Source organism: Rothia sp. HMSC069D01 (assembly GCF_001810135.1).
Taxonomy (GTDB): Bacteria; Actinomycetota; Actinomycetes; order Actinomycetales; family Micrococcaceae; genus Rothia.
Genome location: NZ_KV800093.1, coordinates 14,967 through 38,573 on the forward strand (window position 1 = coordinate 14,967; position 23,607 = coordinate 38,573).

Sequence of the window (23,607 nt, forward strand, 5' to 3'; positions counted from 1 at the left end):
GTGTGCCCCTTTTGCTACTTTTGGTGGCTTTCGGGGAGCCGGTGGGCGGGTGCTTCTGAGGGTGCTTTTGGGTTGTTGCCAGTGGGTGTAGCAAATGCGCGCGATTACGGGTCTTTTCGACCCTAAGAGATTTATTGATATGAACTGCAACACTCTCTCTCGTTTTGTGGATTCTGGCTATGCCAACCCCGCTAAAAGGAGTAGGCTAGATGATGTACCCCACATTCACTGTGCCCAGGCCGGGCACCCGCACCCCTAAGGGAGAATTCAGTGGTAGCACGTACTGAACGAACCGACGTCGTCCTGGTCGGCGGCGGCATCATGAGCGCCACCCTCGGTGTGTTCCTCAAGGAACTCGAACCGAGCTGGAACATCGTCCTGCTCGAACGCCTCGACAAGGCCGCTCAGGAATCCTCCAACCCCTGGAATAACGCAGGTACCGGCCACTCGGCGCTGTGCGAACTCAACTACGCACCCGCTGGCCCCGACGGCACCGTCTCGGCAGCTAAGGCGCTGAACATTAACGAGCAGTTCCAGATTTCCCGCCAGTTCTGGGCTTCCCTGGTTGAAGAGAAGATTCTGGGCAATGCAGACTTCATCAACCCGGTTCCCCACATGTCCCTGGTCTTTGGTGAGGATCACTCCAAGTACCTGGCTGCACGCTACGATTCCTTCCGCAAGGAGAAGCTCTTCGAGCGCATGGAATTCTCCACCGAGCGCGAGAAGATTGGCGAGTGGGCACCGCTGACCGTCAACGGCCGCAAGGGTAACGACCCGATTGCAGCGACCTGGTCCCCCGAAGGTACCGACGTTGATTTCGGCGCCCTCACCCAGCAGATGATTGACTACCTGCAGACCAAGGGTGTTGAGGTTCGCTACGGCTACCAGGTCACCAACCTGAACCGCGAGTCCAACGGCTCCTGGATCGTTGACGCTATCAACCGCATCAACAAGGAAGAGCCGCTGACCATCAACGCGAAGTTCGTCTTCCTCGGTGCCGGCGGTGGCGCCCTGCACCTGCTGCAGAAGTCCGGCATTGAAGAGGGTAAGGGCTACGGCGGCTTCCCCGTTTCCGGTCTGTTCCTGCGCAACACCCACGAGGCAACCGCAAACCAGCACAACGCTAAGGTGTACGGTCAGGCTTCGGTGGGCGCTCCTCCCATGTCTGTCCCCCACCTGGACACCCGCTACGTGAACGGCAAGCGCGCCCTCATGTTCGGCCCCTACGCAGGTTTCAAGACCAACTTCCTGAAGCAGGGCTCCCTGCTGGACCTGCCGCTGTCCCTGCGCCCGCACAACATCTACCCGATGACCCGCGCAGGCATCGACAACCTCTCCCTGGTCAAGTACCTGCTCTCCGAGTTGGTCAAGGACAAGAACGCACGCCTGGAGTCGCTGTACCAGTACTACCCGGAGGCTGTTGGCGGCGAGTGGGAGCTCATCGAGGCTGGCCAGCGCGTCCAGATTATGAAGAAGGACGCGAAGAAGGGCGGCATCCTGCAGTTCGGTACCGAGGTTGTCTCCGCAGCGGACGGCTCCATCGCGGCTTTGCTGGGTGCATCCCCCGGTGCTTCCACCGCGGCTCCGATTATGCTGAACCTGCTGGCTAAGTGCTTCCCCTCCAAGATTGCCGGTTGGGAGCCTCGCCTGAAGGAGCTCATCCCCGGTTACGGTGTGAAGCTCAACGATAACCACGACCTGGCTGATGAGCTGATGGCTCACACCGCTAAGGTTCTGGGTATTCACAACTAGTTTTCAGTTAGGCTCAGCAGGTAGCTTTATACCCTAGCTGACAAGCCTTTTTTGAGGCTTTTCGGGGCGGTTACCCTCTCTAACTGACCGACAGGTCAGCTATCTGCACTCGCAGAAAAATGCGGGAGGGTTAGAAAACCCTATAATGTCACCGCAGGGGCGGGAAGGACAGCTCATTGTTCTCCTCGCCCCTTCTGTGCGCCCACACACTGAAGCTCATAGGCGCACCACTGTGTACACCCCATCATTCAAGGAGCCCCATTGGCTGCACACACCGGCTCTTCCACGGACACCTCCTCAACCCAGGTACCCGCCGGAGCTCGACGCGGACTCTTCTCCCGCAAGCAGAAGCCCGCTGACCCCAAGTACGTCAGCGTCAAGCTGCGCGACTTCCCCAAGGGCAGCATCCTCTACATTCTGCGCCGTGCCATCTACAAATTCGGCGCAAACGGCGGCACCGACATGGCGGCAGCACTCACCTACTTCACCGTGCTGTCCATCTTCCCCGCCCTGCTGGCAATCGTCTCCCTACTGGGCGTATTCGGTCACGGTGAGGAAAGCGCCGCGGTCATCCTCGCCTTCCTCAAGGACAACGCGCCCGCCCAGATGTACGCCATTCTGGAAGACCCCATCAAGCAGATTACAGGCGACCATGGCGCAGGCCTGGTGCTGTTGACCGGTATCCTCAGTGCACTCTGGTCCGCCTCTGGGTACACCGGATCCTTCGGCCGAGCTCTCAACACGGTCTACAACGTGCGTGAAGGCCGCCCCGGCTGGATTCTCAAGCCGCTGAACGTCTTCGTCACCACCGTGATTATCATCCTCGTGGTACTCATGATGCTCATGATGCTGCTGGGTGTAACCGTCCTGGACATGGTCGGTCGGTATGTACCCGAAACCGTGGATATGGAGCTCATCAAGCTCATCTGGCTGAACGGCCGCTGGGTGCTGATTCTGTTCATGGCAATCGCCCTGATCACTCTACTCTACGCCGCCACCCCGAACGTGCGCCGTTACAAGGCATGGAGGCTCTCCCCCGGTGCGGCACTCGCCCTCTTCGGCATGGGTCTGGGCGCATTCGGCTTCACCCTCTACGCCAACAACTTCAGCAAGTACAACGCCACCTACGGCCTGATCGGTGGTGTGATTGTGATGCTGCTGTTCATCTGGATCATGAACAATATGCTTCTCTTCGGCGCGCATCTGGACGCCGAAATCATGCTCATGCGCCAGATTATCGCTGGCGATGACGACCACGGCCACCTGAAGGTGCAGCCGCGCAGCACCTCCGCATCGCGTGCACTGAAGGCACGCCAGGAACGCCTCATGTCCGCCGGACGCGAATTGCAGCAGCAGGCGGCAGGCCAGGGCATGCTCCCCAAGCCGAAGGGCCCCTCCATTGCGGATCGCGTGCAGAAGGCGGTGGACACTAACACCACCATGATTCGCACGTTCATTGCCGACGGCAAGGAACGACTCGACAACGGCAAGGAACAGTTGCAGAAGAAGCAGGCGAAGGCTGATACCGCCGAGGCTCAGGCTTCTGGGGCTCAGGCTTCTGAGGCAACCGCGGCAAAGGCAGATGCGAACGCAAAGGCTGACTCTCAGCAGGATGCGCTCTTCGACCTGAGCACCGATAGTTCGAACGGTGCGGCGAAGAAGAACTAAACGGCAGCTCAGCTGAGCGCGTACCGCTTCAACCTGATTAAGGGCGCAGGACAGAAACCCTGCGCTGGTCACTAAGATAGACATATGACCAGTGCAGAATTCTCTCCCGCGCCCTTTGCCGTACCCAGTGCCGCTACGCCCAATGATGCCGCGCCCAGCGTTACCCTCCCCGACCTCGAGTACACCCTCTACCAGCCGCAGCAGCTCAAAAGCCGCATCCCCGCCCTCATGATTCACGGCTTCGCCACCCGCGGCGAACAGCTCTACGGTGGCACCAGCTGGATTCGCCAATACCTGCGCGCCGGATACCCCGTGCTAATCGTTGCCCTGCCCTACCACTCGGACGAATACCTCAAAGACCCCGAGTCCATGCACGCCATCGATTGCAAGCTCCCCGACAACACGGGAGTGCGTAGCGGCACGATCCCGTTCGATTCTGTACCCTCTGTCGATGCGGCGCCCTCCGTTGATGTAATGCCCTCTGTCGATGTGGCAGCTCAGCCGCAGACCCCCATGCACCTGTTCACCACCATGCTCGCCCAGCTGCTGCGCACCGTCGCCACCGAGAACGACCTCGGCGTTGAACTGGAACCGCGCGCGCACGTTATCGGCTTCTCCTTCGGCGCCCGCGTCGGCTGGGAGCTCGCCCTCACCCACCCGGAGGCGGTCGCCTCCCTCACCCTCGGTGGCCTGCCCCTACACGACCACCTCATCACCCTGCGCGCCATGCTCGAAGCGCACGAGGGCACCAGCGTCACGGCGAGCGCAGAAACCCCCGCGGCAGACTCCACCGACGAGGCGATTGCGTCCTTCACCTCGATTATTGACAACTCCCCCGTTCAGCCCGACGCGCTACTGAAGTTCGTGCGGATTCCCTTCGGTCCGTTCTTCGACGTGCCCGCCCTGCGTGCCGGCTCCCCGGACCTGCCCGCTGGTCACCCGGGTGCGCATCCGCACGCGCCCATTGCGGTTGTGCTCGGTGACGCGGATACCATCGCCGCCGACGGCGCGGAACTCTACGACATGGTTCGTGACGACAATCCGCTCAACCGTTTCATCTCCCTGCCCGGCCGCGACCATGTGAACGCCCTGACCTCGGGCGCGTTCCGACGCGGTGCGCTCGCCTTCGCCGCTGAGGTGGAGGCGGCGACGTCATAAAACGTCACATTCCCCTGGGGGCTTCACGCTCAGCCCCGGGGTGCATCAGGTATGCCTTAGCTCTTATAATGGGAACGTATCAAAAAACCTTTATCTGCGGTTGAGGCTCAACCGCGCCCAGCAAAAGGAGCAGCATGCACAAGGTTAAGGCTGTCGTAGCCCTCTCCCAGGACGCACCCGTCACCGTCACCACCATCAACGTACCCGACCCCGGCAAGGGCGAAGCCCTCGTCAAGGTCCTCACCTGCGGTGTCTGCCAGACCGATCACCACTACGTCACCGGCGGCGTCGGCCAGGATTTCCCCTACCTGCTCGGCCACGAGTCCGCAGGTATCGTCGAGGCTGTCGGCGATGACGTCACCGACATCGCCCCCGGCGACCTGGTCATCCTCAACTGGCGTGCAGTCTGCGGCGAATGCCGCGCATGCCGCAAGGGCCAGCCGCAGTACTGCTTCGCAACCCACAACGCAACCCAGAAGATGACCCTCGAGGACGGCACCGAACTCACTCCCGCACTGGGTATCGGCTCCTTCGCGGAGAAGACCCTCGTCGCAGCTGGCCAGTGCACCAAGATCACCGCTGACATCAGCCCCGAACAGTACGCAGCCATCGGTCTGCTCGGTTGCGGCGTCACCGCAGGTCTGGGCGCTGTGCTGAACACCGGTGAACTCAAGCGCGGCGAATCCGTCGCAGTCATCGGCTGCGGCGGCGTCGGCACCGCAGCAATCGCAGGCGCACAGCTCGGTGGCGCAACCACCATCATCGCCGTCGACGTCGACGAAGAGAAGCTGGCACGCGCACGCGAGCACGGCGCAACCCACACCGTGAACTCCTCCAAGGTCGACCCCGTTGAGGCTATCAAGGAACTCACCGGCGGCTTCGGTGCAGACCTCGTCATTGACGCTGTCGGCGTCGCCCCCACCTTCAAGCAGGCATTCGAGGCACGCGACCTGGCAGGCCGCGTCGTCCTCGTCGGCGTGCCCGCACCCGGCGCCACCTGGGACATCCCGCTGGATGAGGTCTTCGGCCGCGGCGGCTCCATCAAGAGCGCATGGTACGGCGACACCCTGCCCTCCCGCGACTTCCCCGAGTTCGTGGACCAGTACCTGCTCGGCCGCCTCGACCTGGACAGCTTCGTCTCCGAGCGCATCCGCCTCGAAGACGTCAACGAAGCATTCGAAACCATGAAGACCGGCCGCGTGCTGCGCTCGGTCGTGGAACTCTAGGACCGTAGCGTGGAACGTATTGAACGAGTCGTCACCTCCGGCACCTTCTCGCTGGACGGCGGCTGCTGGGATGTTGACAACAACGTCTGGATTATCGGCAATGACTCCTCCGTGATCATCATTGACCCCGCCCACGACGTCGACAAGATCTCCCGCACCGTCGCAGGCCGCACCGTGGAGAAGATTCTGCTGACCCACGCCCACGACGACCACATCCGCAGCGCAAAGGAGGCGGCAGAACGCTTCGGCGCACCCGTCTACCTGAACCCCGCAGATCGTGTGCTCTGGGAAATGGTGTACCCCTCCTGGGACTTCGACCACGAACTGGCTGACGGCGATGTAGTGCGCATCGGCGATACCGAGCTGAAGGTCCTCGCCACCCCCGGCCATTCCCCCGGCTCCGTGTGCTTCTACGCACCCACCCTCAGCTGGGAGAACAGCGAAGGCGTCGTCTTCTCCGGCGACACCCTCTTCAACGGCGGCCCCGGCGCAACCGGACGCTCCTACAGCGACTTCGACACCATCATCGAGTCGATCTCGACCCGCCTGCTGACCCTGCCCGGGTCCACCGCGGTCCTCACCGGCCACGGCGACAGCACCGGCATTGGTCTGGAGGCGCCCGAGCTTCCGGCATGGATCAAGCGCGGTCACTAAACCGGTAGCCTCACGCTGAGGCGTAAAAACCGGTACACAAAAAGGCGGATGCCCCACCACCTGCAGAAGGTGGCAGGGCATCCGCCTTTAGTATGCGCTCACAACGCTCAAGCTCAGATGCGTTCGGTCGAGCCGCGCACCGAATTAGCAGTGCACTGAATTAGCCACACGCCGAACTAGCTACGTGCCGTCTCAGACAGAGGAGTCAGCTGCTCCTCATGCTCAGAACGCCACAGGTAGCCGTACAAATGACCCAACGCAAAATACAGCGTCGCAATAATCACCGGCACCATAAACGCATTACGGTAATACGGAGCGTCACCCATATAGCCGCCCCACATACTACCCATCGCAAGACCAATACCCAGCATCGAGCGGGTAAAGAAGCTCGCCTGCGCATCAGGAATATGCTTGAGCGAACGGTTCAGCCACAGCTCATGACCGCCAAACGCCACACCCAGCACCGCACCACACAGCACCAACGCATAGAAAATCGTGGACGTATCATCACTCGCCGGCAAATACAGGGCACCCATAATCAGCAGAACGCCGCTCACCAACCAACCATGCCACGGGTTCACCGAACGGGCACCCAAAACCACGGGGAAAGACACAAGCACCATCGCGCCGGTACCGGTCGCAACCATCGCCATGAACAGGTTCATCGAACCGTGAATCAGCGAGAAGCCCAGCAGACCCGAACCGACCGCGCCCATACACGCACCCAGCAGCACCAGACCAAGAATCAACACCACCGTCTGCTTATTCGGACGGACCAGATTCTTCGGCGGAGACATGCGAATACGCGAAATATCCGGCAGCCACATCGGCGCGGCCAGAACCACAATGAACAGTAGCGCATCCAGAATCATCGTGATCCAGAAGCCCGCATACTCATGATTCGGGGTGAGGTACGCATCGCCCAGCCGCACCAGCAGAGCAGCCAGCGGGTACATCGACAGGTTCGCCGTCGTCCCCCAAGAAACAGCTGTCGACAAGCGAACATCACTGTACTTATAGTTGCGGCGGTACAGCGACTCCAACGCAAACGGCGTCCACGGCGGAGTCGTAAAACCCATCGCCACGCAAGAGAGCGCATGGTATGTCGTACTCACGTTATTCGGGTCAACCGTCAAACGCCAACCAATGACCAGCATATTCAGCACCGCAGCAATATTCAGCACCGACGTAATCGCCAGCAACGCCCTCAAACCCAGGGCACGCACCAGCATCGGGCCGAGCATAATCTGCACCGAATACGCGCCAGCAAACGCCGCCACCGCATAGCCGCCATCATGCACACTACCCAGGTGGCTCGCCAACAGAATATACAGCGCAAACGCCGAAGAAGCCGCCGGAATATGGAACAGAATCGTCAACACATTACGGGCAAAGCCCTCATCACGGAGCACACCGCGCAGATGGTAACGCTGCTCCTTACCGTTACGCAGGAACAACGCCCAATGCTGACGCAAAATATCCGGCACCGAGGCGTTCGTATTAACCTCATCCGCAGTAGGAACCGGTCGCGGCGGCAACTCCTGCAACACGTGGTCGTTACTGCGCACCACATCCGTCAAGGACGTACCCGGAACCGTTGGAATACCCGTGCCCGAAGCACACGACTTATCCGGCGAATCGGAGGCGGGTGCCACCTTCATGGTGCGCGGAGGAACCTCCGGTGCGGATGCGTTAGCGCGCGCATCAGCCGAAGGTTCCACACGATACGTTGAATTCGGTGCCCTGTCCTGAGGTGTCGAGGTCATCATCTCTTTCACGAATAAGCCGCCGGACATGCCATAACAGCAGCCCGGAAGCGAATTTATGCCTACTAGGAGTTTACCCTCACCGACGAGCCGTTCTGACCCTTTTCCACCACAATCTGCGCTGGAATACGGTTCTTCATCTCCTCCACATGCGAAATCAGGCCAATAGTGCGGCCACTATCACGCAGAGATTCAATCGTGCCCATCACCATATCCAGGGTTTCGGCGTCCAACGTGCCGAAGCCCTCATCAATGAACAGGGTGTCCAGCTCGATGCCGCCGTTATTCGCCTGAACAACCTCCGCCAGCCCTAACGCCAACGACAGCGACGCCAAGAACGACTCACCACCGGACAGCGACGACGCCTCACGCGGCTCGCCCGTCCAGGTGTCGGTAATCTCCAGGTTCAGGCCGCCGCCGGAACGGCTACCCTTCGCACGGTGATCGCTGAACACCATGCCGTAGCGGCCCTCACTCATGCGATCCAGGTGCAGTGACGCCGAGTGCAGAATCCGCTCAAACTCGGCACCCAGCACGTAACTCACCAGGTCAACCTGATGCTCATAGCCGCCCAGCGTGTCACCGCGGGCAGCCGCCGCCAGGTTCGCCAACATCTGCGCACGGTCATAACGCTGCGCCGTCTTCGCACGGAACGCCGCATACTCGCCACGCAGCACATGCAAAGAACGCAGCATGCTCTCCCGCTCACCCTCACGAAGAGTCAAACGGTGCGCCGCCGCACGCAACTGCTCAACCTGCTCACGCACACCCTGCAGATCATCCGGCGCCTGCTCACCAGCGGCGGCACGCGCCGCCACCGCAACAATCGCCTCACGACCAAAGCCCTCAAGGAGGCGGGCATGCTCCAACTCATACGCGGCAACAGCCTGCTCCAGGGCATCAACACGCTCGGGGGTGCGCACCGCCGCATGAACCAGCTCGGCGCTCTCAAACGAAGACTCAGCCAGCAAACGCTCAGCCGCAGCAGCCGCCAAAGCATGACGCTCACGCGCCTGCCCCAACAGCAACACCGCACGAGCAAGACGCTGATGCGCCGCACGGTAGCCCTCCACAGCCTCAACACGCTGCGCAAAACCCACCGCCGCACGCGCAGGCGCCAACTGCGCCGCAGCCGCCTCACAGCGCGCCGCAGCATCACGGTGACGAGTCTGAGCCTCAACCGCCGCGCCCTCGATGGTGCGTAGCGCCTCCTGAGCCTTCTGCAGCTCAACCCGCACCCGCTCAGCCTTCGCCTGCACGCCGTCACGCGCCGTCACGCGCGACTGAGCCTGCGTGAGGCGGGTCTGCGCCTCCTGCAGCTGCGCGGCAGTCTGCTCAACATCGCATTCGCCCTGGGCAGCCAGGGTCTCGTACTGGGTGCGGGCGGCGGCAAGCGCCTCGGAGGCTTCCTGGTGCGCCTTGGTCGCCCGATCCTTAGCCAGCTCGTGGGTGCGCGCCTGCTTGTGAGCCTTGTCTTCACGCTCCTTGGCGGCGTCCAGGTCGGCACGCTCAACCAGCTGCTCGCCCTCGGCAATCTGTGCGGGGGCGGGGTGCTCGACCGAGCCGCAGACCGCGCAGGGTTCGCCGTCCTTGAGCTCGCGCGCCAGCAGCGAGGACGCCTGGGCGAGGCGCAGCACCTGCAGGTTCTTGAACTCCTCCGTGGCTACGAGCGCCTGCTGAGCCGAAGCCTGCCACTTTTCCTGCGCCTTCTGCTCGGCGGTGGCGGTGCGCTTGCTCTGTTTCTCAGCCTCAGCAACCGCTGCGGAGGCGGCATCCAGCTTCTGCTGCATCTGCTGGGCTGCATCGTGCTTCTGCTGCGCCTCGGTGACCAGGTGCGCGGCGAGGGTACGCTCCTCGTCGGCGGTGCTGTAGCCGGCGAGTTCTTCGGCGAGCTGCTCGGCGGCGGCGGTCAGGTCGCTCAGGGTCTTTTCGGCACGCGCCTTGTCCTGCTCGAGGGCGTTCGCCTGCTTCAGCAGGGCGGCTGCGGCGGCTTCCTCGTCGGCGAGCTGCGCGTCCTTCTTCTGCAGGGCGCGCAGGGTGTCAAGGAGCGCCTCGAGCTGGATTTCCTGCTCGGCGGGCTCGAGGGAAGGGAGTGCGGCGAAGGTGGTCTCCTCAGGGAAGGTGGTCTCCGGCGAAATGTTCTCATCGCGCAGTGCCGCAAGCAGAGCGTTGCCGTTCTCCTCCAGCGCGGATGCACAGGCCGCCTGCTCCTGCTGGCGGGCGGCGAGCGCCTGCGATTCGGCATGGACCTGCGCGTACTGTGCGTGCAGGGGCGCGGCGGCACGTGCCTGCGCCAGCTCTTCACGCTGCGCCTTGTGCTCGTCGGCGCGTACGGTCAGGCGGGTGCGGCGCTCGCAGAGCTGCTCGTATTCGCGCCAGTCGGCCTGCAGCTGGGCGCGTTCGGCGAGCAGGCGGGTGTTCCGGTCGGCTTCGTCGGTGAGGCGCTGCTGCTCCTGCTTTTCGCGTGCGGAGGTTTCGCGGGCGCGTTCTACTCCGCCGGCGACCCATGCGTCGAGGGTTTCGGCAGTGACATTCTCGGCAGTGACGCTCTCAGCGGTGAGCTGTTCGGAAGTCTCCGCCTCCACAGGGTCTTCGGTAGCGGAGCCCTCCCCTGCAGCATCTTCAGCGTCCGGATCCGCAACATCCAGTAGCGCCTGCAGGGCGAGCATTTCTACGCGGGCACGTTCAAGGTAGCCGCGCTGGGTGTTTTCGTCCTGGGCGACTTCCTGCTGGGCGGTTTTCGCTTCTTCGGTGAGTGCGGCGAAGAGCTGTTCGTAGTGTTCGACGGGGAACATCTTTTTGAGCAGTTCTTTGCGTTCTTTGGGCTTGGACTTGAGGAATTGCGCGAACTGACCCTGCGGCAGGAGTACGACTTTGAGGAATTGTTCTTTGGTCAGGTGGGTGCGTTCGGCGATGGTGCGGTTGACTTCGGCGACGCTGCTGGAGATGGGGGTCCAGGCTTTTTCGTCGGCGGGGTCGGCGCCGGGTGCGAGTTCGGCGAGGGTTGCTTTGGCGCTTTCTTCGCGCATCTGGCCTTTGCGGGCGCCGCGGGTGATGGGCTTGTTGTAGGCGGGGGTGCGGTCGATGCGCAGGCGCTTGCCGTGGAGGGTCACGTCGAGCAGCACGCGCGGTTTGGTGCCGCTGTGTGCCGCGTAGGTGGAGTGCAGTTTGGCGGATTCGCGGTCGCTGCTGGTTTCGCCGTAGAGGGCGTAGCAGATGGCGTCGAGGATGGTGGTTTTGCCGGCGCCGGTGGGGCCGTTGAGCAGGAATACGCCGGCGCTGTTGAGGGTGTCGAAGTTGATTTCTTGGCGCTTGGGGTATGCCATGAAGGCTTCGAATTCGAGGGTGTGCAGGATCATGCGTTGTCCTTGTGGCTTTTGATGTGGTCGCTGAGGGTGGTGATGACGTCGCGTTCTTCGCTGGTGAGGGGGCGGTTGCGTACGTATTGGTGGAATTGGTCGAAGGTTTCGACGGGGTCGGCGTCGCGGGTGGGTTGTGCGGCGGCGGGTTTGTCGGCGGCGGGTTGGGTGCTGCGGTAGCTGAAGTGGGAGATGGTTTCGTAGCGGCTGCGCAGGCGGTCGACGGCGCCGACGGGTAGGGTTTCGTCGGTGAGTTCGATGCGGCAGTAGTAGCCGTGTTCGTAGTCGGTGTGTTCGGGGCTGTTGAGTAGCTGCTCCATGGTGCCGCGCAGGGTTTTCATGTGTACGCGGGTTGCCCATTCGTGGCCGCTGATGGTGGGTTCTTCGCCGGGGGTGAGTTCGATGAGGTAGGCGCCGTTGCGGTTGTGTTCTTCGTTGAATGAGAAGCCGAGGGGTGAGCCGCTGTAGCGGATGGTGTGGGTGACGGGGTATCGCTTGTGGATGTGGCCGAGCGCTACGTAGTCGAAGCCGTCGAAGAGGGAGGCGGGTACCCAGTCGATGCCGCCGACGCTGATGTCGCGTTCGGAGTCGCTGCGGGGCGTGGTATCAGCGCTACTGGCGGTGTCGCTGACGGTGGCGTGGCTCATGACGATGATGCGGTCGGCGCCTTCGCCGCGGGCGTGACGTTCTGCGGCGTCGGTGCGGATGGCGTCGGTGACGGCGCCGAGGACGGCGTGGTGGGTGGGATCTACACCGAGGGCGGTGGCATGGAGGCGCGGCGCGAGGTAGGGGATGGCGTAGACGTGTACGCGCAAGGTGCCGTCGGTGAGTTCGACGGGGCGGGTAGCGTCTTCGAGGCTGGTGCGCAGGTGCACGCCGGAGGCTTCGAAGAAGGCGGCGCCGTAGCTGAGGCGGCGGAAGGAGTCGTGGTTGCCGGAGCTGAGGATGACTTGCACGCCGGCGCGCATGAGGCGGGTGAGTGCTTGGTCGAGCAGGGTGGTGCTTTCGGCGGTGGGGATGGTGCTGTCGTAGACGTCGCCGCTGATGAGGAGAGTATCGATGCCTTCGGCGTGCACGTATTCGAGCAGTTCGTCGATGAACTGCTGGTGTTCGCGGGTGAGGGGGCTGCGGTGGAAGGTGCGGCCGAGGTGCCAGTCGGAGGTGTGCAGAATCTTCATGGTTTCAGTATGGCACTGCGTCATGTTTTGCGCCTCGCAGTTCGTCATTCAGGGGTCGGAACCCACCACTGCGTAGGTGCTCATGCGGAGCGGGGGCTCCGTCCTCAAGGCGCCCCAGCGCCACAGAGGGGGCACTCCCCCCGCGAGCGTGAGTGCAAAGCCGTTTCTGTCTAAGTCTCCCTCTATTCCCGGTGAGGACGAGTAGCTAACCATCCTCGGCGAAAGTGCTCATGCGGAGCGGGGGCTCCGTCCTCGAAGCGCCCCCAGGCGCTGAAGAGGGGGCACTCCCCCGCGAGCATGAGCACGAAGCCGCCTGCTACATCTCCCCTCCCGCAAGCATGAGCACGAAGCCGCCCGATACATCCCCCGCGCATCCTGAACGCACATGGGATAATCGCCCTATGAGTTTTTCTTCTGTTGAGTTCACACGTGCACCTGAGGTTTCGGCTGAGTTTGCGGGCAGGGTGCGCAGTTTGTTGCGTGCGTCTGCGTTGGGTGATGCGCTGGGTTATCCGTTGGAGCTGTTGTCGGCTGAGCAGATTGCGGAGCGCGCCCCTAAGCCGTGGGATTCGGCGTTTGGTGAGCTGCTGGTCAGTGATGATACGCAGCTGACGTGTTTCACGCTGGACGCTTTGACTGAGGTTTTGGAGTGGAATAATGAGGGCGCGGCGGCGGATGAGTTGGCGTGTCTGTGGTTGGCGTATTTGCGGTGGTTCCGCGGTATTGGTGAGAGCCTGCCGGAGTCTGCGCCGTTTTCGTTGGATCGTGAGATTGATGGTTCGGCAGAGTTGACGGCTCGTCGTGGTCCGGGTGCGGCGACGTTGCGGGCGTTGGGTTCGGGCGAGATGCAGTTGGTGTCGAAGTCGTTGAATCCTGATGCTTTGGGTAGTGGTGCGCTGGTGCGTTCGGCGGCGTTGGGTGTGTTGCCGGTGGCGCAGGAGCGTACGGTGGTTTTGTTGGCGGTGCGTGCGGCGGCGTTGACGCATGGGCATCCGGAGGCGTTGGCTTCGGCGGCGGCGTATGCGTTGCTGGTTCGTGACCTGTTGGCGTCCCCGGCTGGCTCGTTTGATGCGTTGTTGGATTCTGCCCGCCGTGTGGTGTCGTGGTGCGGCGCGGTGGGCGCGGATGATTCGATTCCGGGTGATGCTGCGCGTACGGCGGCGGCGCTGAGTCGTGCCCTCGAGTTGCTGGAGCAGGGCGTGGCGCCGGTTCCGCAGGCTGTGGCGGAGCATTTTGGTACGGGTTGGACGGCGCCTGAGCTGTTGGGTGTGGCTCTCTGGTGCGCGGCGGATGCTGTGAAGAGTCTGCCGGCTGATGCTGATGATGCGACGGTACGCAATGCGCTGTTTGAGGGTTTGTGCCGTGCGGTGTCGGTGGATTCGGATTCGGATTCGGTGGGTGCGATGGCGGCGGCGTTGTGGGCGGCGGCTGGTTTCCCGGTGGCTGGTGGTGAGGCTGATGCGTGGTCGCAGGCGCTGGGTCGTGTGCGTGGTTTGGATCAGGTGGAGGCGGTGGCGGACCGTTATCTGCGTCAGCTGGGTCTGTAGCGGCACTGAACCTTAACGGCGCTGAACCTCAACGGCGTAGCGGACATGCGTAGCGGGGGCTCCGTCCTCAAGGCGGCTGGCCCATTCACTTATTGGGGCGCCGCAGAGGGGGCACTCCCCCCCGCAAGCATTGTCCGCAAGCCGGCCATACAGAACGGTGCCGCGAGCATCGCCCGCGTGCCGCATATACAAACTATTTATATACGCAGAAAAGGCTCTCCGGTATCTCGGAGAGCCTTTTCTGTATTTGCAACTAACCCTTACGGTGTAGCCGCTCAAGCTAGGTGATGTTTCCTAGTCCAGGTAGTCGCGCAGTACCTGCGAACGCGACGGGTGACGGAGCTTAGACATGGTCTTGGACTCGATCTGGCGGATTCGTTCGCGGGTCACGCCGTAGACCTTGCCGATTTCGTCGAGGGTCTTGGGCTGGCCGTCGGTCATGCCGAAGCGCATTGCGACCACGCCGGCTTCACGCTCGGAGAGGGTGTCGAGCACGGAGTGGAGCTGTTCCTGCAGAAGGGTGAAGGACACTGCGTCTGCGGGGACGACTGCCTCGGAGTCCTCGATGAGGTCGCCGAATTCGGAGTCGCCGTCTTCACCGAGGGGGGTGTGCAGGGAGATGGGTTCGCGGCCGTACTTCTGGACTTCGATGACCTTTTCGGGGGTCATGTCGAGTTCCTTGCCGAGTTCTTCGGGGGTGGGTTCGCGGCCGAGGTCCTGGAGCATCTGGCGCTGCACGCGGGCGAGCTTGTTGATGACTTCTACCATGTGCACGGGGATGCGGATGGTGCGGGCCTGGTCTGCCATTGCGCGGGTGATGGCCTGGCGGATCCACCAGGTTGCGTAGGTGGAGAACTTGAAGCCCTTGGAGTAGTCGAACTTTTCGACGGCGCGGATGAGGCCGAGGTTGCCTTCCTGGATGAGGTCGAGGAAGAGCATGCCGCGGCCGGTGTAGCGCTTGGCGAGGGAGACTACGAGTCGCAGGTTGGCTTCGAGCAGGTGGTTTTTGGCTCGCTTGCCGTCGTGGACGACCCAACGCAGGGCTTTCTTGAGGTCTTTGTCCATGTCGGGGTTTTCAGCGAGCTTGTGTTCGGCGTAGAGGCCTGCTTCGATGCGCTTGGCGAGGTCGACTTCCTGCTGTGCGTTGAGCAGGGAGACTTTGCCGATTTGCTTGAGGTAGTCCTTGACGGGGTCGGCGGTTGCGCCGGGGGTGACGACGCGCTGTGCGGGTGCGTCGTCGTCGTCGTTTGCGGTGAGGACGAAGCCGGAGCCCTTGGCTGCTACTGCTTCTGCGGCCTTCTTTTCTTCTATTTTGGCTGCGGTTTCTTCGTCTTCTTCGTCGGTTTCGTCTTCGCCGTCGGTGGTTTCGAGTTCTTCGTCGAGTCCGAGGTCGAATTCGTCGTCGCTCTTTTTGCGGCGGCCACCGGTCTTGCGTTTGGTTGCGGTTTTGGTGGTGGTGGTTTTGCGGGTGCGCTTGGGCTTGTCTGTCTCGGTTTCGGCAGTGGTTTCAGCACCGGTTTCGGCGGTTGCGCCGGTGGTGTCTTCGGTTGCTGCTGCGGCTTTGGTGGTTGCCTTCTTGGTGCGGGTGGTCTTGGTGGTGGTTTTTGCGACGGTTTCTTCGGTTGCGTCGCCGGTCGCGGTCTTCTTGCTGGTTGCAGGTGCCACTAGAACCCTTTCTGGCTTGTGGTGGGGTGTTTTGTTTGCAAAACACCTAAGACCCTGTCAAGTCTGTGCTGGCGTCCTCGGTCGGGGTGTTTGCTGCGTTTGTCCGTTTTAACGCTGTGGTGGCGGGTTTTATTCCGCGTGCGTTGGGTGGTTTGCAGGGTTCCGTTGCTCGTTGTGTGGAGCGGTTTGAGGGCGCGTTGTAGCGCATTGACTGTACGGGGTCAATATATAAGTATTGCAGATTTTTGGTTGCTTTCAACTTGACGCGCTGTTTGGGTGGCTTGTGGGCCTGGTTTTGGGTGAGTGCGGCTGTGTGCGGGAGGGGCGTGCCCGGTGGCGCGCCCCTCCCCTGTTTGTACTTCGCTTTTAGGTGCCGGGCTTTTAAGGTTTTCGGGGTTTGAGGGTGCTGATGGGTTCGCGGTGTGTTCCGGGTTCGCCGCAGATGGTGTATTTGATCCAGGCGGGTAGGTTGCCTGCGTTGAGGTGTACATCGAGGATGTTGAGGTCCTTTCCGAATGTGTGGCGGTGGGCTTCTTGGCGGAGCATGCGGGCGTAGGTGCTGTAGCCCTTGTACCAGTTGGTCCAGGCTTGGGTGTTGCGTAGTGCGGCGTATTCTCCGTCGGTGCTGTGGGGTGTGAGCAGGCTGGTGAGTAGTTCGAGTGCGTTGAGGCGTGCCCAGTGGGGGCTGTCTAGTTTTCCTTTGAGGGCGTTGAGGTAGTGGGTGTAGACGGCGTGGTGTTTGGTGAGGTATTCGCTGTTGGTGCAGCTTTCGTCGATTCGTTGTTGGAGGCTTTCGAGTTTGTTGTGGGCGTTGTGGTCTTTGGGGTGTTCCTCGAGGCGTGGGAGCAGGTCGCGGCTGATGGTGTTGAGTTCGGCGGCGCTGGCGAGGTCGGCGGGGGTGAGGTTTTCGAGTGCCCAGCCGTTGAGGTTGGTGTGCCGGTTGCTGCGGTTCTGTTGAATGGTGCGGCTCTGCTGAATGGTGCGGTGGGTGCGGCGGATCCAGTCTTGCCATTGCACGCATTTTTCGGGCACTGCGCGTACGTGTGGCTGTTCGGTGCCTACTGTGGCGCTGAGTGCGTGGGTGAAGCTGGCGGGGATGTAGGTTTTGCGGGTGATGCGGGTGCCGTAGCGGGGTGGTTCGAGCGGCGCGCGGTCGGTGCTGGGGTATTCGCCGCCGAAGGCGTGGTAGGTGTATTGGGCGGAGTAGTGCAGGTAGGCGAGCGCTTTTTGGGCGTGGTTGAGCCCGTAGCCGGCGAGGTAGGTGAGCATTTCGGCGGTGATGGGGTTGAGGGTTGCGGGCGCGATGGAGGCGCGTAGGTGCCCTGCGACTTCGGCGGGGATGAGTTCACGGAGTGCGTCGCCGATAGTGGGCGCGTCACCGGTGATGGGGTTGCCCGCGTTATCGACCGGGTGGGTGGTGAGCAGGTGCGCGGCGGCGTTGATGGCGGCGTCCCAGTAGCAGAGGTCGATTTGGGCTTGGCGGTAGATGGTGCGGACGCTCTGGCGGGCTTCGTCGTGGCGGGTGGTGTGGGTGTGGTCCCAGAGTTCTACGGCGTTTTCCCAGTCGTGGCGGGTTTCGGGGTTGGCTGTGGGGTCGGTGTCCCAGTGGCTGTGGGCGTAGTTGTGTTGGGCGGTGTCGGCGATGGTGTCGCCGTGGCGGGTGAGCCAGGTGTAGTAGCTGCTGTGGCGGATTTCTTCGATGGGTGCGAGGAGAGTGAGTGCTTGCTGTTCGGGGTTGAGCGCCCAGATGCTGGCGCCGCCTGCGTAGATGACGTCTTCGCAGCGTAGTTCGCTGACGATGCGCGGGTCGTGGAGCAGGTGGAGCCATGCGTTGATGGGGATTTGGGTGTCGACGTCCTGTTGGATTTCTTCGATGGCGGCAAGTTGCGCGGTGTTGGGGTGCAGTTGGCGTTGGCGTACGGTGTTGTCGCCGTCGATGATGATGGCGTAGAAGCGGGTGAGGGTTTCGCCGTTGTGGTGGGTGGGGAGTTTGGTGAAGGTTTCGTGTAGGAAGTCGGCGCGTTCGCTGTGGGTGCAGGGTTCGTCGGGTAGGTTGACGCGCAGGCTGGGGCCGAGGGTGTCATCGGTTGCGGTGAGGATGATGAGTGAGTGGTCGGGCCAGTAGCCGTGCTGGTGGAGGGCGCAGCTGAGCACGTCGTATTCGTTGCGGATGGGCGGGGGCGTGTCGTAGCCGCTGTGGAAGTGGTCGCTGTTGGGGGTATTGCCGTTGGGGATGTTGCCATTGGGGATATTATTTGCGTTCATGCCTTCACGGTGGCATGGTTTGTGCGGGTGCTCAGGTTAAACGAATAAATCTGTGGATACTTCGGTTCATGTGTCCGTTGGTTCCACAGATTTATTCGTATTGTTCGTTTGTTTACCGGGGTTTGTCCACAGCGGCGCGGGGTGCCGCGTCATATTCCGTCATGCAGAGTAAGGGCGCCCCGAGTGCTTTCCCCTACTGCGCACGCTTTACTGTTCGTCGAGGAACCGCTCGAAGAGCGCACCAATCTCGTCGCGGCTGGGCACGTTGTGCGCGTCGCGGCGCGAGAGGGGAACCGCAATGTCGGAGGTGCGGAAGTTCTCGTCGTAGTTCTCTTCCATGGTCGTGATCATGCGACCAATTTCGGGGTTCTGCTTGACCTGATCGTTAATCTGGCTGTGCACGTGGCGTGCGGCTTCGCGCAGGTTCTCGGTGGGTAGCGAGAGGTGCGCGGCCATGCCCACGTGTTCGAGGGCGGTGAGGGTGCCCTGCGGCAGGTCCGCCTCCGAAATGTACTGGGGAATGTTCACGCCGAAGCCGACGGTGTCGATTCCGTTTTCGGTGAAGAGCACTTCCAGCAGGTTGGTGACGGTCGCGTGCACGTCCGCGCTGGGCTTCCACGGGGAGATGCCGCGAATCAGATCCTTGCGGGAGCCGTGCGCGGTAATCGGGAAGGGGCGGGTGTGCGGCACCGGCATGGGGAATGCGGAGACCAGCACGACCAGGGAGGGCTTGACCCGCTGGGCGATGGTCAGCACCGCCTTTTCGAAGCGCTGCCACTGCAGGTCCGGTTCGGCGCCGGTGAGCAGCAGGAACGGCTTGTCGAGGCTGTCTTCTACGGCGTAGAGCTTCAGCTGCGGGTATTGCGGCTGTTCAAAGTGGTCTTTTTCGTAGCGGATGTAGGGGCGGCGGGCACGGTAGTTGTGTAGCTGGTCGCTGTCGAACTCGACGATTTCAATATTTTTGAGTTCGCTGAGCAGCACCTGTCCGAGCTGGCCTGCGGTGGAGCCTGCGTCTTGCGGACTGGAGAGGGCGATGACGAGGGTTAGCCCGTGCATCCTGGGGTCGTCCAATATTTTGGTGTTGGCTAAGTAGAGATCTTCGGGGTTGAGCATTACGCCTCCTCACTTCTGTCTGGTTCGCGCCGCGTTCGGGGTGGGCTTAGTGTTTCTGCCGGTACCCGAGGTGTTGGGGCGAAGGGGCGTCTTCTGTTATCTGACGCTTTCCGTAGTCTTTCATTTTATGCCACTACTGCCCTGTCTCAACAGTGTGCGGGCTTTTCTCGCAATAGGTGAACTTGTTTGGTGTCTCGTCGACGTTCTTAAGGTGCTGCAGCTCGGCTTCTTGTGCATTTTTTCTGTTCTGCCAGCTGTTTGGGGTGAGAGCTGAACCTCACACCCTCCTACATATCCGTGTAGAGTAGAAGCAGTAGTCCGCGCGGCTTTGCGCGGCGGTATTCATCCTCACTCTTCGAGGGCCTACAGTTGAGTTTTTCGGGCGCGAGGATGTGCCCCGACTATTTTGAGAAGACATACGCAAAGGAGTAACGATGTCTCTGTCTCTGTCTATTCACAGCACCGACCTTGAAGCGCTCGAAGCTGACGTTCTGGTTCTGGGCGTTTTGAAGGGTTCGGACGGTGCGTACCTGGCGCCGAGCTCCCTGTCTGAGGACTCTGTTGAGGGTATTAACGAGCTGCTGGAGGCGCTGGGCGCCTCGGGTGCCCCCGATCAGCTGCTGCGTCTGCCCGGTCTTGAGGACACCGGTGCCGGTATTGTGGCGCTGGCGGGTCTGGGCTCTGATACTGCTGAGGGTCAGGAGCGCCTGGACGCTCTGCGTTACGCTGCCGGTTCTGCGGCTCGTCAGCTGGTTGGTTCTGCTGAGGAGATTGCTTTCGATTTCGGCGTTTCTTCGGTAGAGGAAATTGAGGCTATTGCTCACGGCGCCGTGCTGGGTAACTTCGTTGAGGAGGGCCTGCGTTTCAAGACCAAGGATTCGATCAAGGAAGAAATCGAGTCCATTCTGATTGTTTCTTCGATTGATCAGGAAGAGGCTGAAGAGGCTCTGGTTCACGCCCTGGTTCTGGGTGAGACCGCTAAGGATGCTCGCCGCCTGGTGAACCTGCCCCCGTCGCACCTGTACCCGGAGACTTTCGCTGAGTTCGCTGCTGAGGTCGCTGAGGATTACGCAAACATTGAGATTGAGCTGTTCCACCACGACCGCCTGGCAGAGGAGGGCTTCGGCGGCATTTCCGGTGTTGGTCAGGGTTCGCCCCGCAAGCCGGTTCTTGCCGTTGTGAAGTACACCCCGGAGAACCCGAAGGCTCACGTTGCTCTGGTTGGTAAGGGTATCACCTTCGATACCGGTGGTAACTCGCTGAAGCCTGCCGCTTCGATGATGACCATGAAGTGCGATATGGCTGGTGCGGCATCGGTTCTGAGCGCTGTGGTTGCTTCTGCTGAGCTGGATGTTCCGGTTGCTGTCACCGGTTACCTGTGCCTGGCTGAGAACATGCCCGGCGGTCACGCACTGCGCCCGGAGGACATTATCACCATGCGTGATGGCCGTACCGTTGAGGTGCTGAACACTGACGCTGAGGGTCGCCTGGTCATGGCTGATGGTATCGCTCTGGCTTCTGAGTCGAACCCGGACGTCATCTTGGATATCGCTACCCTGACCGGTGCCGCTATGGCTGCTCTGGGTCTGCGCACTGCGGCTCTGCTCGGTGACGAGGAGATTCGTGACCGCGTGATTGCAGCCGGCGCTGCTGCGGGTGAGTCTTACTGGCCGATGCCGCTGGAGTCCTACCTGCGCATGAGCCTGGAGTCCCCCGTTGCTGACATCAAGAACATTGGTTCCCGCTACGGTGGCGCGCTGACTGCGGGCCTGTTCCTGAAGGAGTTCGTGGGCGAGGGCATCCCCTGGGCTCACCTGGATATTGCGGGCCCCGCGTTCAATGAGGAGTCCCCGTACGGCTTCACCCCGAAGGAAGGTACCGGCTTCGGTACCGCTACCCTGGTGAACTTCATCGAGTCGTACGCTAAGTAGTCTGCTTGGCTGGGCGCGCGCCCTAACTGGAGCATCCTAACTGGTGCCCCTTATCTGGTGTGCGGCCGCATAGCATAGAGCATAGAGCTGATCTGAGGAGGGCTTTCCGGTACTTCTACCGGGGAGCCCTCCTCTGCGTCTTTTCGAGGGTGCGTTCTGTACGACCGCTGCGGTGGTCCTGTCATCGCACTGTTCTATGACGCGCCCCTTTTCTTGCGTAGTGAAAAATTTGGGGTGTTTGGGCGATTAATCGGCTAAAACCGCCCTGAGTGAACTTAAACGACCTTCAACGGGGGTATTGTTGTATTAAGTGTTTTTCTGCGTACGTGGAGGGCGCGCGACTTTTCGAGCTCGCGGGCCTTTCGCGCATGCTGAGGAACCTACCAATAAATTGGTAAAAAGAACTCATTGCAGGGGTTTCAACCCCAACAACTATGCAAGGGAGCAATATCGTGGCTCAAGAATTCGACATCCTCATCCTCGGCGGCGGTTCCGCTGGCTACTCTGCAGCTATTCGCGCACGCCAGCTGGGCTTCACCGTCGGCCTGGTCGAGAAGGAAAAGGTCGGCGGCACCTGCCTGCACACCGGCTGTATCCCCACCAAGGCGTACCTGCACGCTGCTGAGCTGGCTGAAGATGCACGCGAGGCGTCCAAGGTTGGCGTTAACGCTGTACTGCAGTCCATCGAGATGGGCAAGGTTCGCGATTACAAGGACGGCATCGTCTCCGGTAAGTTCAAGGGTCTTGCAGGCCTGCTGAAGATGAAGGGCGTAGAGGTTATCCCCGGCGAGGGTAAGCTGACCGCTCAGGACACCATCACCGTCGGTGGTGTTGAGTACAAGGGTAAGAACATTATCCTGGCATCCGGTTCGGTCTCCAAGACCTTCGGTCTGCCCATTGAGGGTCGCGTGCTGACCTCCACTGAGGCACTGGAGATGGATTACCTGCCCAAGAGCGCTATCGTGCTCGGTGGCGGCGTGATTGGTTGCGAGTTCGCATCCATGTGGAACGCTATGGGCGTTGACGTCACCATCATCGAGGGCCTGCCGAACCTGGTTCCCAACGAGGACCCGGCAATCATCAAGGTTCTGGAGCGTGCGTTCAAGAAGCGCGGCATCAAGTTCAACACCGGCACCCTCTTCGAGAAGGTTGAGCAGGACGCTAACGGTGCTAAGGTCACCCTGGCTGACGGCAAGGTCTTCGAGGCAGAGATCGTTCTGGTCGCTGTTGGTCGTGGCCCGAACACCGCAAACATGGGCTACGAGGAGCAGGGCATCCCCATGGATCGCGGCTTCGTCCTGGCTAACGAGCGCCTGCACACCGGCGTTGGCAACATCTACGCTATTGGTGACATCGTCCCCGGCGTTCAGCTGGCTCACCGCGGTTACCAGCAGGGTATCTTCGTTGCTGAGGAAATCGCTGGCCTGAACCCCACCATCGTTGAAGACATCAACATCCCCAAGGTCACCTTCTGTGACCCGGAGATTGCTTCTGTTGGTTACTCCGAGCCCAAGGCTAAGGAGAAGTTCGGCGCTGAGAACGTTGAGACCGCTGAGTACAACCTGGCTGGTAACGGTAAGTCCTCTATCCTCGGTGCTACCGGTATCGTGAAGGTTGTCCGCCAGAAGGACGGCCCCATCGTTGGTGTTCACGCTATTGGTAAGCGCATGGGTGAGCAGATTGGTGAGGCTCAGATGTGGGTTGCTTGGGAAGCATTCCCCGAGGACGTCGCTAAGTTCGTCCACGCACACCCGACTCAGAACGAGTCTCTGGGTGAGGCTGCAATGGTCCTGAACGGCACCCCGCTGCACAGCGCATAATCACAGCGCATAAATTTTGCTGACTGGCGTTAGCGCGTCAGCTTAGTATTGACGACCGTTGGTCGTTAGCGGTTGCCGGGCGTATCCGCTGAACAACGCCCCTATCCGGATGCGCGTCGACGTGCTACAACGCATACGGCGCGCATCCGGGTCGCCGCTCACATTTTTCTAGTTCAAGCATTCACAAGGAGAACGGGAAAGATTATGTCCCACACCGTAGTACTGCCCGCACTGGGCGAGTCCGTGACCGAGGGTACCGTTACCCGCTGGCTCGTTGAGGTCGGCGACACCATTGAGGTTGACGCACCCCTGGTTGAGGTTTCCACCGACAAGGTTGACACCGAGGTTCCCTCCCCCGTAGCAGGCGTTGTTGAGCAGATTCTCGTCCCCGAGGACGAGGACGTCGAGGTCGGCGCTGCTCTGGCTATCATTGGCGACGGTTCCGGCGCCGCTGCTCCGGCTGCTCCCGCAGCTGCTGAGGCTCCCGCAGCTCCCGCTCCGGTTG

General features: G+C 61.5%; 15 protein-coding genes. 9 read left to right on the forward strand and 6 right to left on the reverse strand.

The window, feature by feature from the left end; genetic code table 11:
* Positions 1-270 precede the first annotated feature (270 nt).
* The 5 genes from HMPREF2710_RS02775 (at position 271) to HMPREF2710_RS02795 (ending at position 6,458) form a co-directional block, all read left to right on the forward strand.
* Positions 271-1,752, forward strand: coding sequence for a malate:quinone oxidoreductase (locus HMPREF2710_RS02775; RefSeq protein WP_070599405.1), 1,482 nt, complete (start codon positions 271-273; stop codon positions 1,750-1,752).
* 261 nt (positions 1,753-2,013) lie between these two features.
* Positions 2,014-3,420: a YihY/virulence factor BrkB family protein gene (locus tag HMPREF2710_RS02780; protein WP_070599407.1), complete on the forward strand. Its 1,407-nt coding sequence runs from the start codon at positions 2,014-2,016 to the stop codon at positions 3,418-3,420.
* A gap of 84 nt (positions 3,421-3,504) precedes the next feature.
* Positions 3,505-4,578 carry an alpha/beta fold hydrolase gene (locus tag HMPREF2710_RS02785; RefSeq protein WP_070599412.1) on the forward strand — a complete coding sequence of 358 codons (1,074 nt, stop codon included), beginning with the start codon at positions 3,505-3,507 and terminating at the stop codon, positions 4,576-4,578.
* 134 nt (positions 4,579-4,712) lie between these two features.
* The gene (locus HMPREF2710_RS02790) at positions 4,713-5,804 is read left to right on the forward strand and encodes an S-(hydroxymethyl)mycothiol dehydrogenase (RefSeq protein WP_012903273.1); all 1,092 of its coding nucleotides are present in this window, start codon (positions 4,713-4,715) and stop codon (positions 5,802-5,804) included.
* 9 nt (positions 5,805-5,813) lie between these two features.
* Complete coding sequence (locus HMPREF2710_RS02795; RefSeq protein ID WP_070599414.1) at positions 5,814-6,458, forward strand: MBL fold metallo-hydrolase; 645 nt, start codon at positions 5,814-5,816, stop codon at positions 6,456-6,458.
* A 176-nt stretch (positions 6,459-6,634) separates the two neighbouring features.
* Here the strand turns inward: HMPREF2710_RS02795 and HMPREF2710_RS02800 are convergent, their stop codons facing one another.
* From HMPREF2710_RS02800 to HMPREF2710_RS02810, 3 genes are all read right to left on the reverse strand, one after another.
* Entirely contained in the window at positions 6,635-8,224 is a 1,590-nt protein-coding gene (locus HMPREF2710_RS02800; protein WP_246824516.1) for an MFS transporter, read from the reverse strand.
* 65 nt (positions 8,225-8,289) lie between these two features.
* Positions 8,290-11,583 carry an AAA family ATPase gene (locus HMPREF2710_RS02805; protein WP_070599416.1) on the reverse strand — a complete coding sequence of 1,098 codons (3,294 nt, stop codon included), beginning with the start codon at positions 11,581-11,583 and terminating at the stop codon, positions 8,290-8,292.
* A complete protein-coding gene (locus tag HMPREF2710_RS02810) occupies positions 11,580-12,785 on the reverse strand; it encodes an exonuclease SbcCD subunit D (protein ID WP_246824517.1) in 1,206 nt (401 codons plus the stop codon). The genes HMPREF2710_RS02805 and HMPREF2710_RS02810 overlap by 4 nt, the downstream gene beginning before the upstream one ends.
* A 377-nt stretch (positions 12,786-13,162) precedes the next feature.
* Here HMPREF2710_RS02810 and HMPREF2710_RS02815 point away from each other — a divergent pair, with 377 nt between their 5' ends.
* Entirely contained in the window at positions 13,163-14,308 is a 1,146-nt protein-coding gene (locus HMPREF2710_RS02815) for an ADP-ribosylglycohydrolase family protein (RefSeq protein ID WP_070599418.1), read from the forward strand.
* 294 nt (positions 14,309-14,602) lie between these two features.
* Here HMPREF2710_RS02815 and HMPREF2710_RS02820 read toward each other — a convergent pair whose 3' ends face one another.
* The 3 genes from HMPREF2710_RS02820 to HMPREF2710_RS02830 form a co-directional block, all read right to left on the reverse strand.
* Positions 14,603-15,973 carry an RNA polymerase sigma factor gene (locus HMPREF2710_RS02820; protein WP_070599420.1) on the reverse strand — a complete coding sequence of 457 codons (1,371 nt, stop codon included), beginning with the start codon at positions 15,971-15,973 and terminating at the stop codon, positions 14,603-14,605.
* Between the two features lie 381 nt (positions 15,974-16,354).
* Positions 16,355-18,238 carry a metal-dependent hydrolase gene (locus HMPREF2710_RS02825; protein WP_070599422.1) on the reverse strand — a complete coding sequence of 628 codons (1,884 nt, stop codon included), beginning with the start codon at positions 18,236-18,238 and terminating at the stop codon, positions 16,355-16,357.
* Positions 18,239-18,445: 207 nt separating this feature from the next.
* Complete coding sequence (locus HMPREF2710_RS02830) at positions 18,446-19,351, reverse strand: PAC2 family protein (RefSeq protein WP_070599423.1); 906 nt, start codon at positions 19,349-19,351, stop codon at positions 18,446-18,448.
* Positions 19,352-19,785: 434 nt separating this feature from the next.
* Between HMPREF2710_RS02830 and HMPREF2710_RS02835 the strand changes: the two genes are divergently transcribed.
* From HMPREF2710_RS02835 to HMPREF2710_RS02845, 3 genes are all read left to right on the forward strand, one after another.
* On the forward strand, positions 19,786-21,282 hold the full coding sequence (locus HMPREF2710_RS02835; RefSeq protein ID WP_070599425.1) for a leucyl aminopeptidase: 1,497 nt from the start codon (positions 19,786-19,788) through the stop codon (positions 21,280-21,282).
* Between the two features lie 434 nt (positions 21,283-21,716).
* Positions 21,717-23,102, forward strand: a complete 1,386-nt coding sequence (lpdA, locus tag HMPREF2710_RS02840) for a dihydrolipoyl dehydrogenase (RefSeq protein WP_012903261.1) — start codon at positions 21,717-21,719, stop codon at positions 23,100-23,102.
* 204 nt (positions 23,103-23,306) lie between these two features.
* The coding region (locus HMPREF2710_RS02845; RefSeq protein WP_305793918.1) for a biotin/lipoyl-containing protein at positions 23,307-23,607 on the forward strand (301 nt) is incomplete at its 3' end.

Excerpts from the sequence above, each read along its gene's own strand:
- HMPREF2710_RS02785 (WP_070599412.1), top strand. The coding sequence starts at position 3,505 with ATGACCAGTGCAGAATTCTCTCCCGCGCCCTTTGCCGTACCCAGTGCC.
- HMPREF2710_RS02790 (WP_012903273.1), top strand. The coding sequence starts at position 4,713 with ATGCACAAGGTTAAGGCTGTCGTAGCCCTCTCCCAGGACGCACCCGTC.
- HMPREF2710_RS02800 (WP_246824516.1), bottom strand. The coding sequence starts at position 8,224 with ATGACCTCGACACCTCAGGACAGGGCACCGAATTCAACGTATCGTGTG.
- HMPREF2710_RS02805 (WP_070599416.1), bottom strand. The coding sequence starts at position 11,583 with ATGATCCTGCACACCCTCGAATTCGAAGCCTTCATGGCATACCCCAAG.
- HMPREF2710_RS02810 (WP_246824517.1), bottom strand. The coding sequence starts at position 12,785 with ATGACGCAGTGCCATACTGAAACCATGAAGATTCTGCACACCTCCGAC.
- HMPREF2710_RS02815 (WP_070599418.1), top strand. The coding sequence starts at position 13,163 with ATGAGTTTTTCTTCTGTTGAGTTCACACGTGCACCTGAGGTTTCGGCT.
- HMPREF2710_RS02825 (WP_070599422.1), bottom strand. The coding sequence starts at position 18,238 with ATGAACGCAAATAATATCCCCAATGGCAACATCCCCAACGGCAATACC.
- HMPREF2710_RS02830 (WP_070599423.1), bottom strand. The coding sequence starts at position 19,351 with ATGCTCAACCCCGAAGATCTCTACTTAGCCAACACCAAAATATTGGAC.
- HMPREF2710_RS02835 (WP_070599425.1), top strand. The coding sequence starts at position 19,786 with ATGTCTCTGTCTCTGTCTATTCACAGCACCGACCTTGAAGCGCTCGAA.
- lpdA (WP_012903261.1), top strand. The coding sequence starts at position 21,717 with ATGCAAGGGAGCAATATCGTGGCTCAAGAATTCGACATCCTCATCCTC.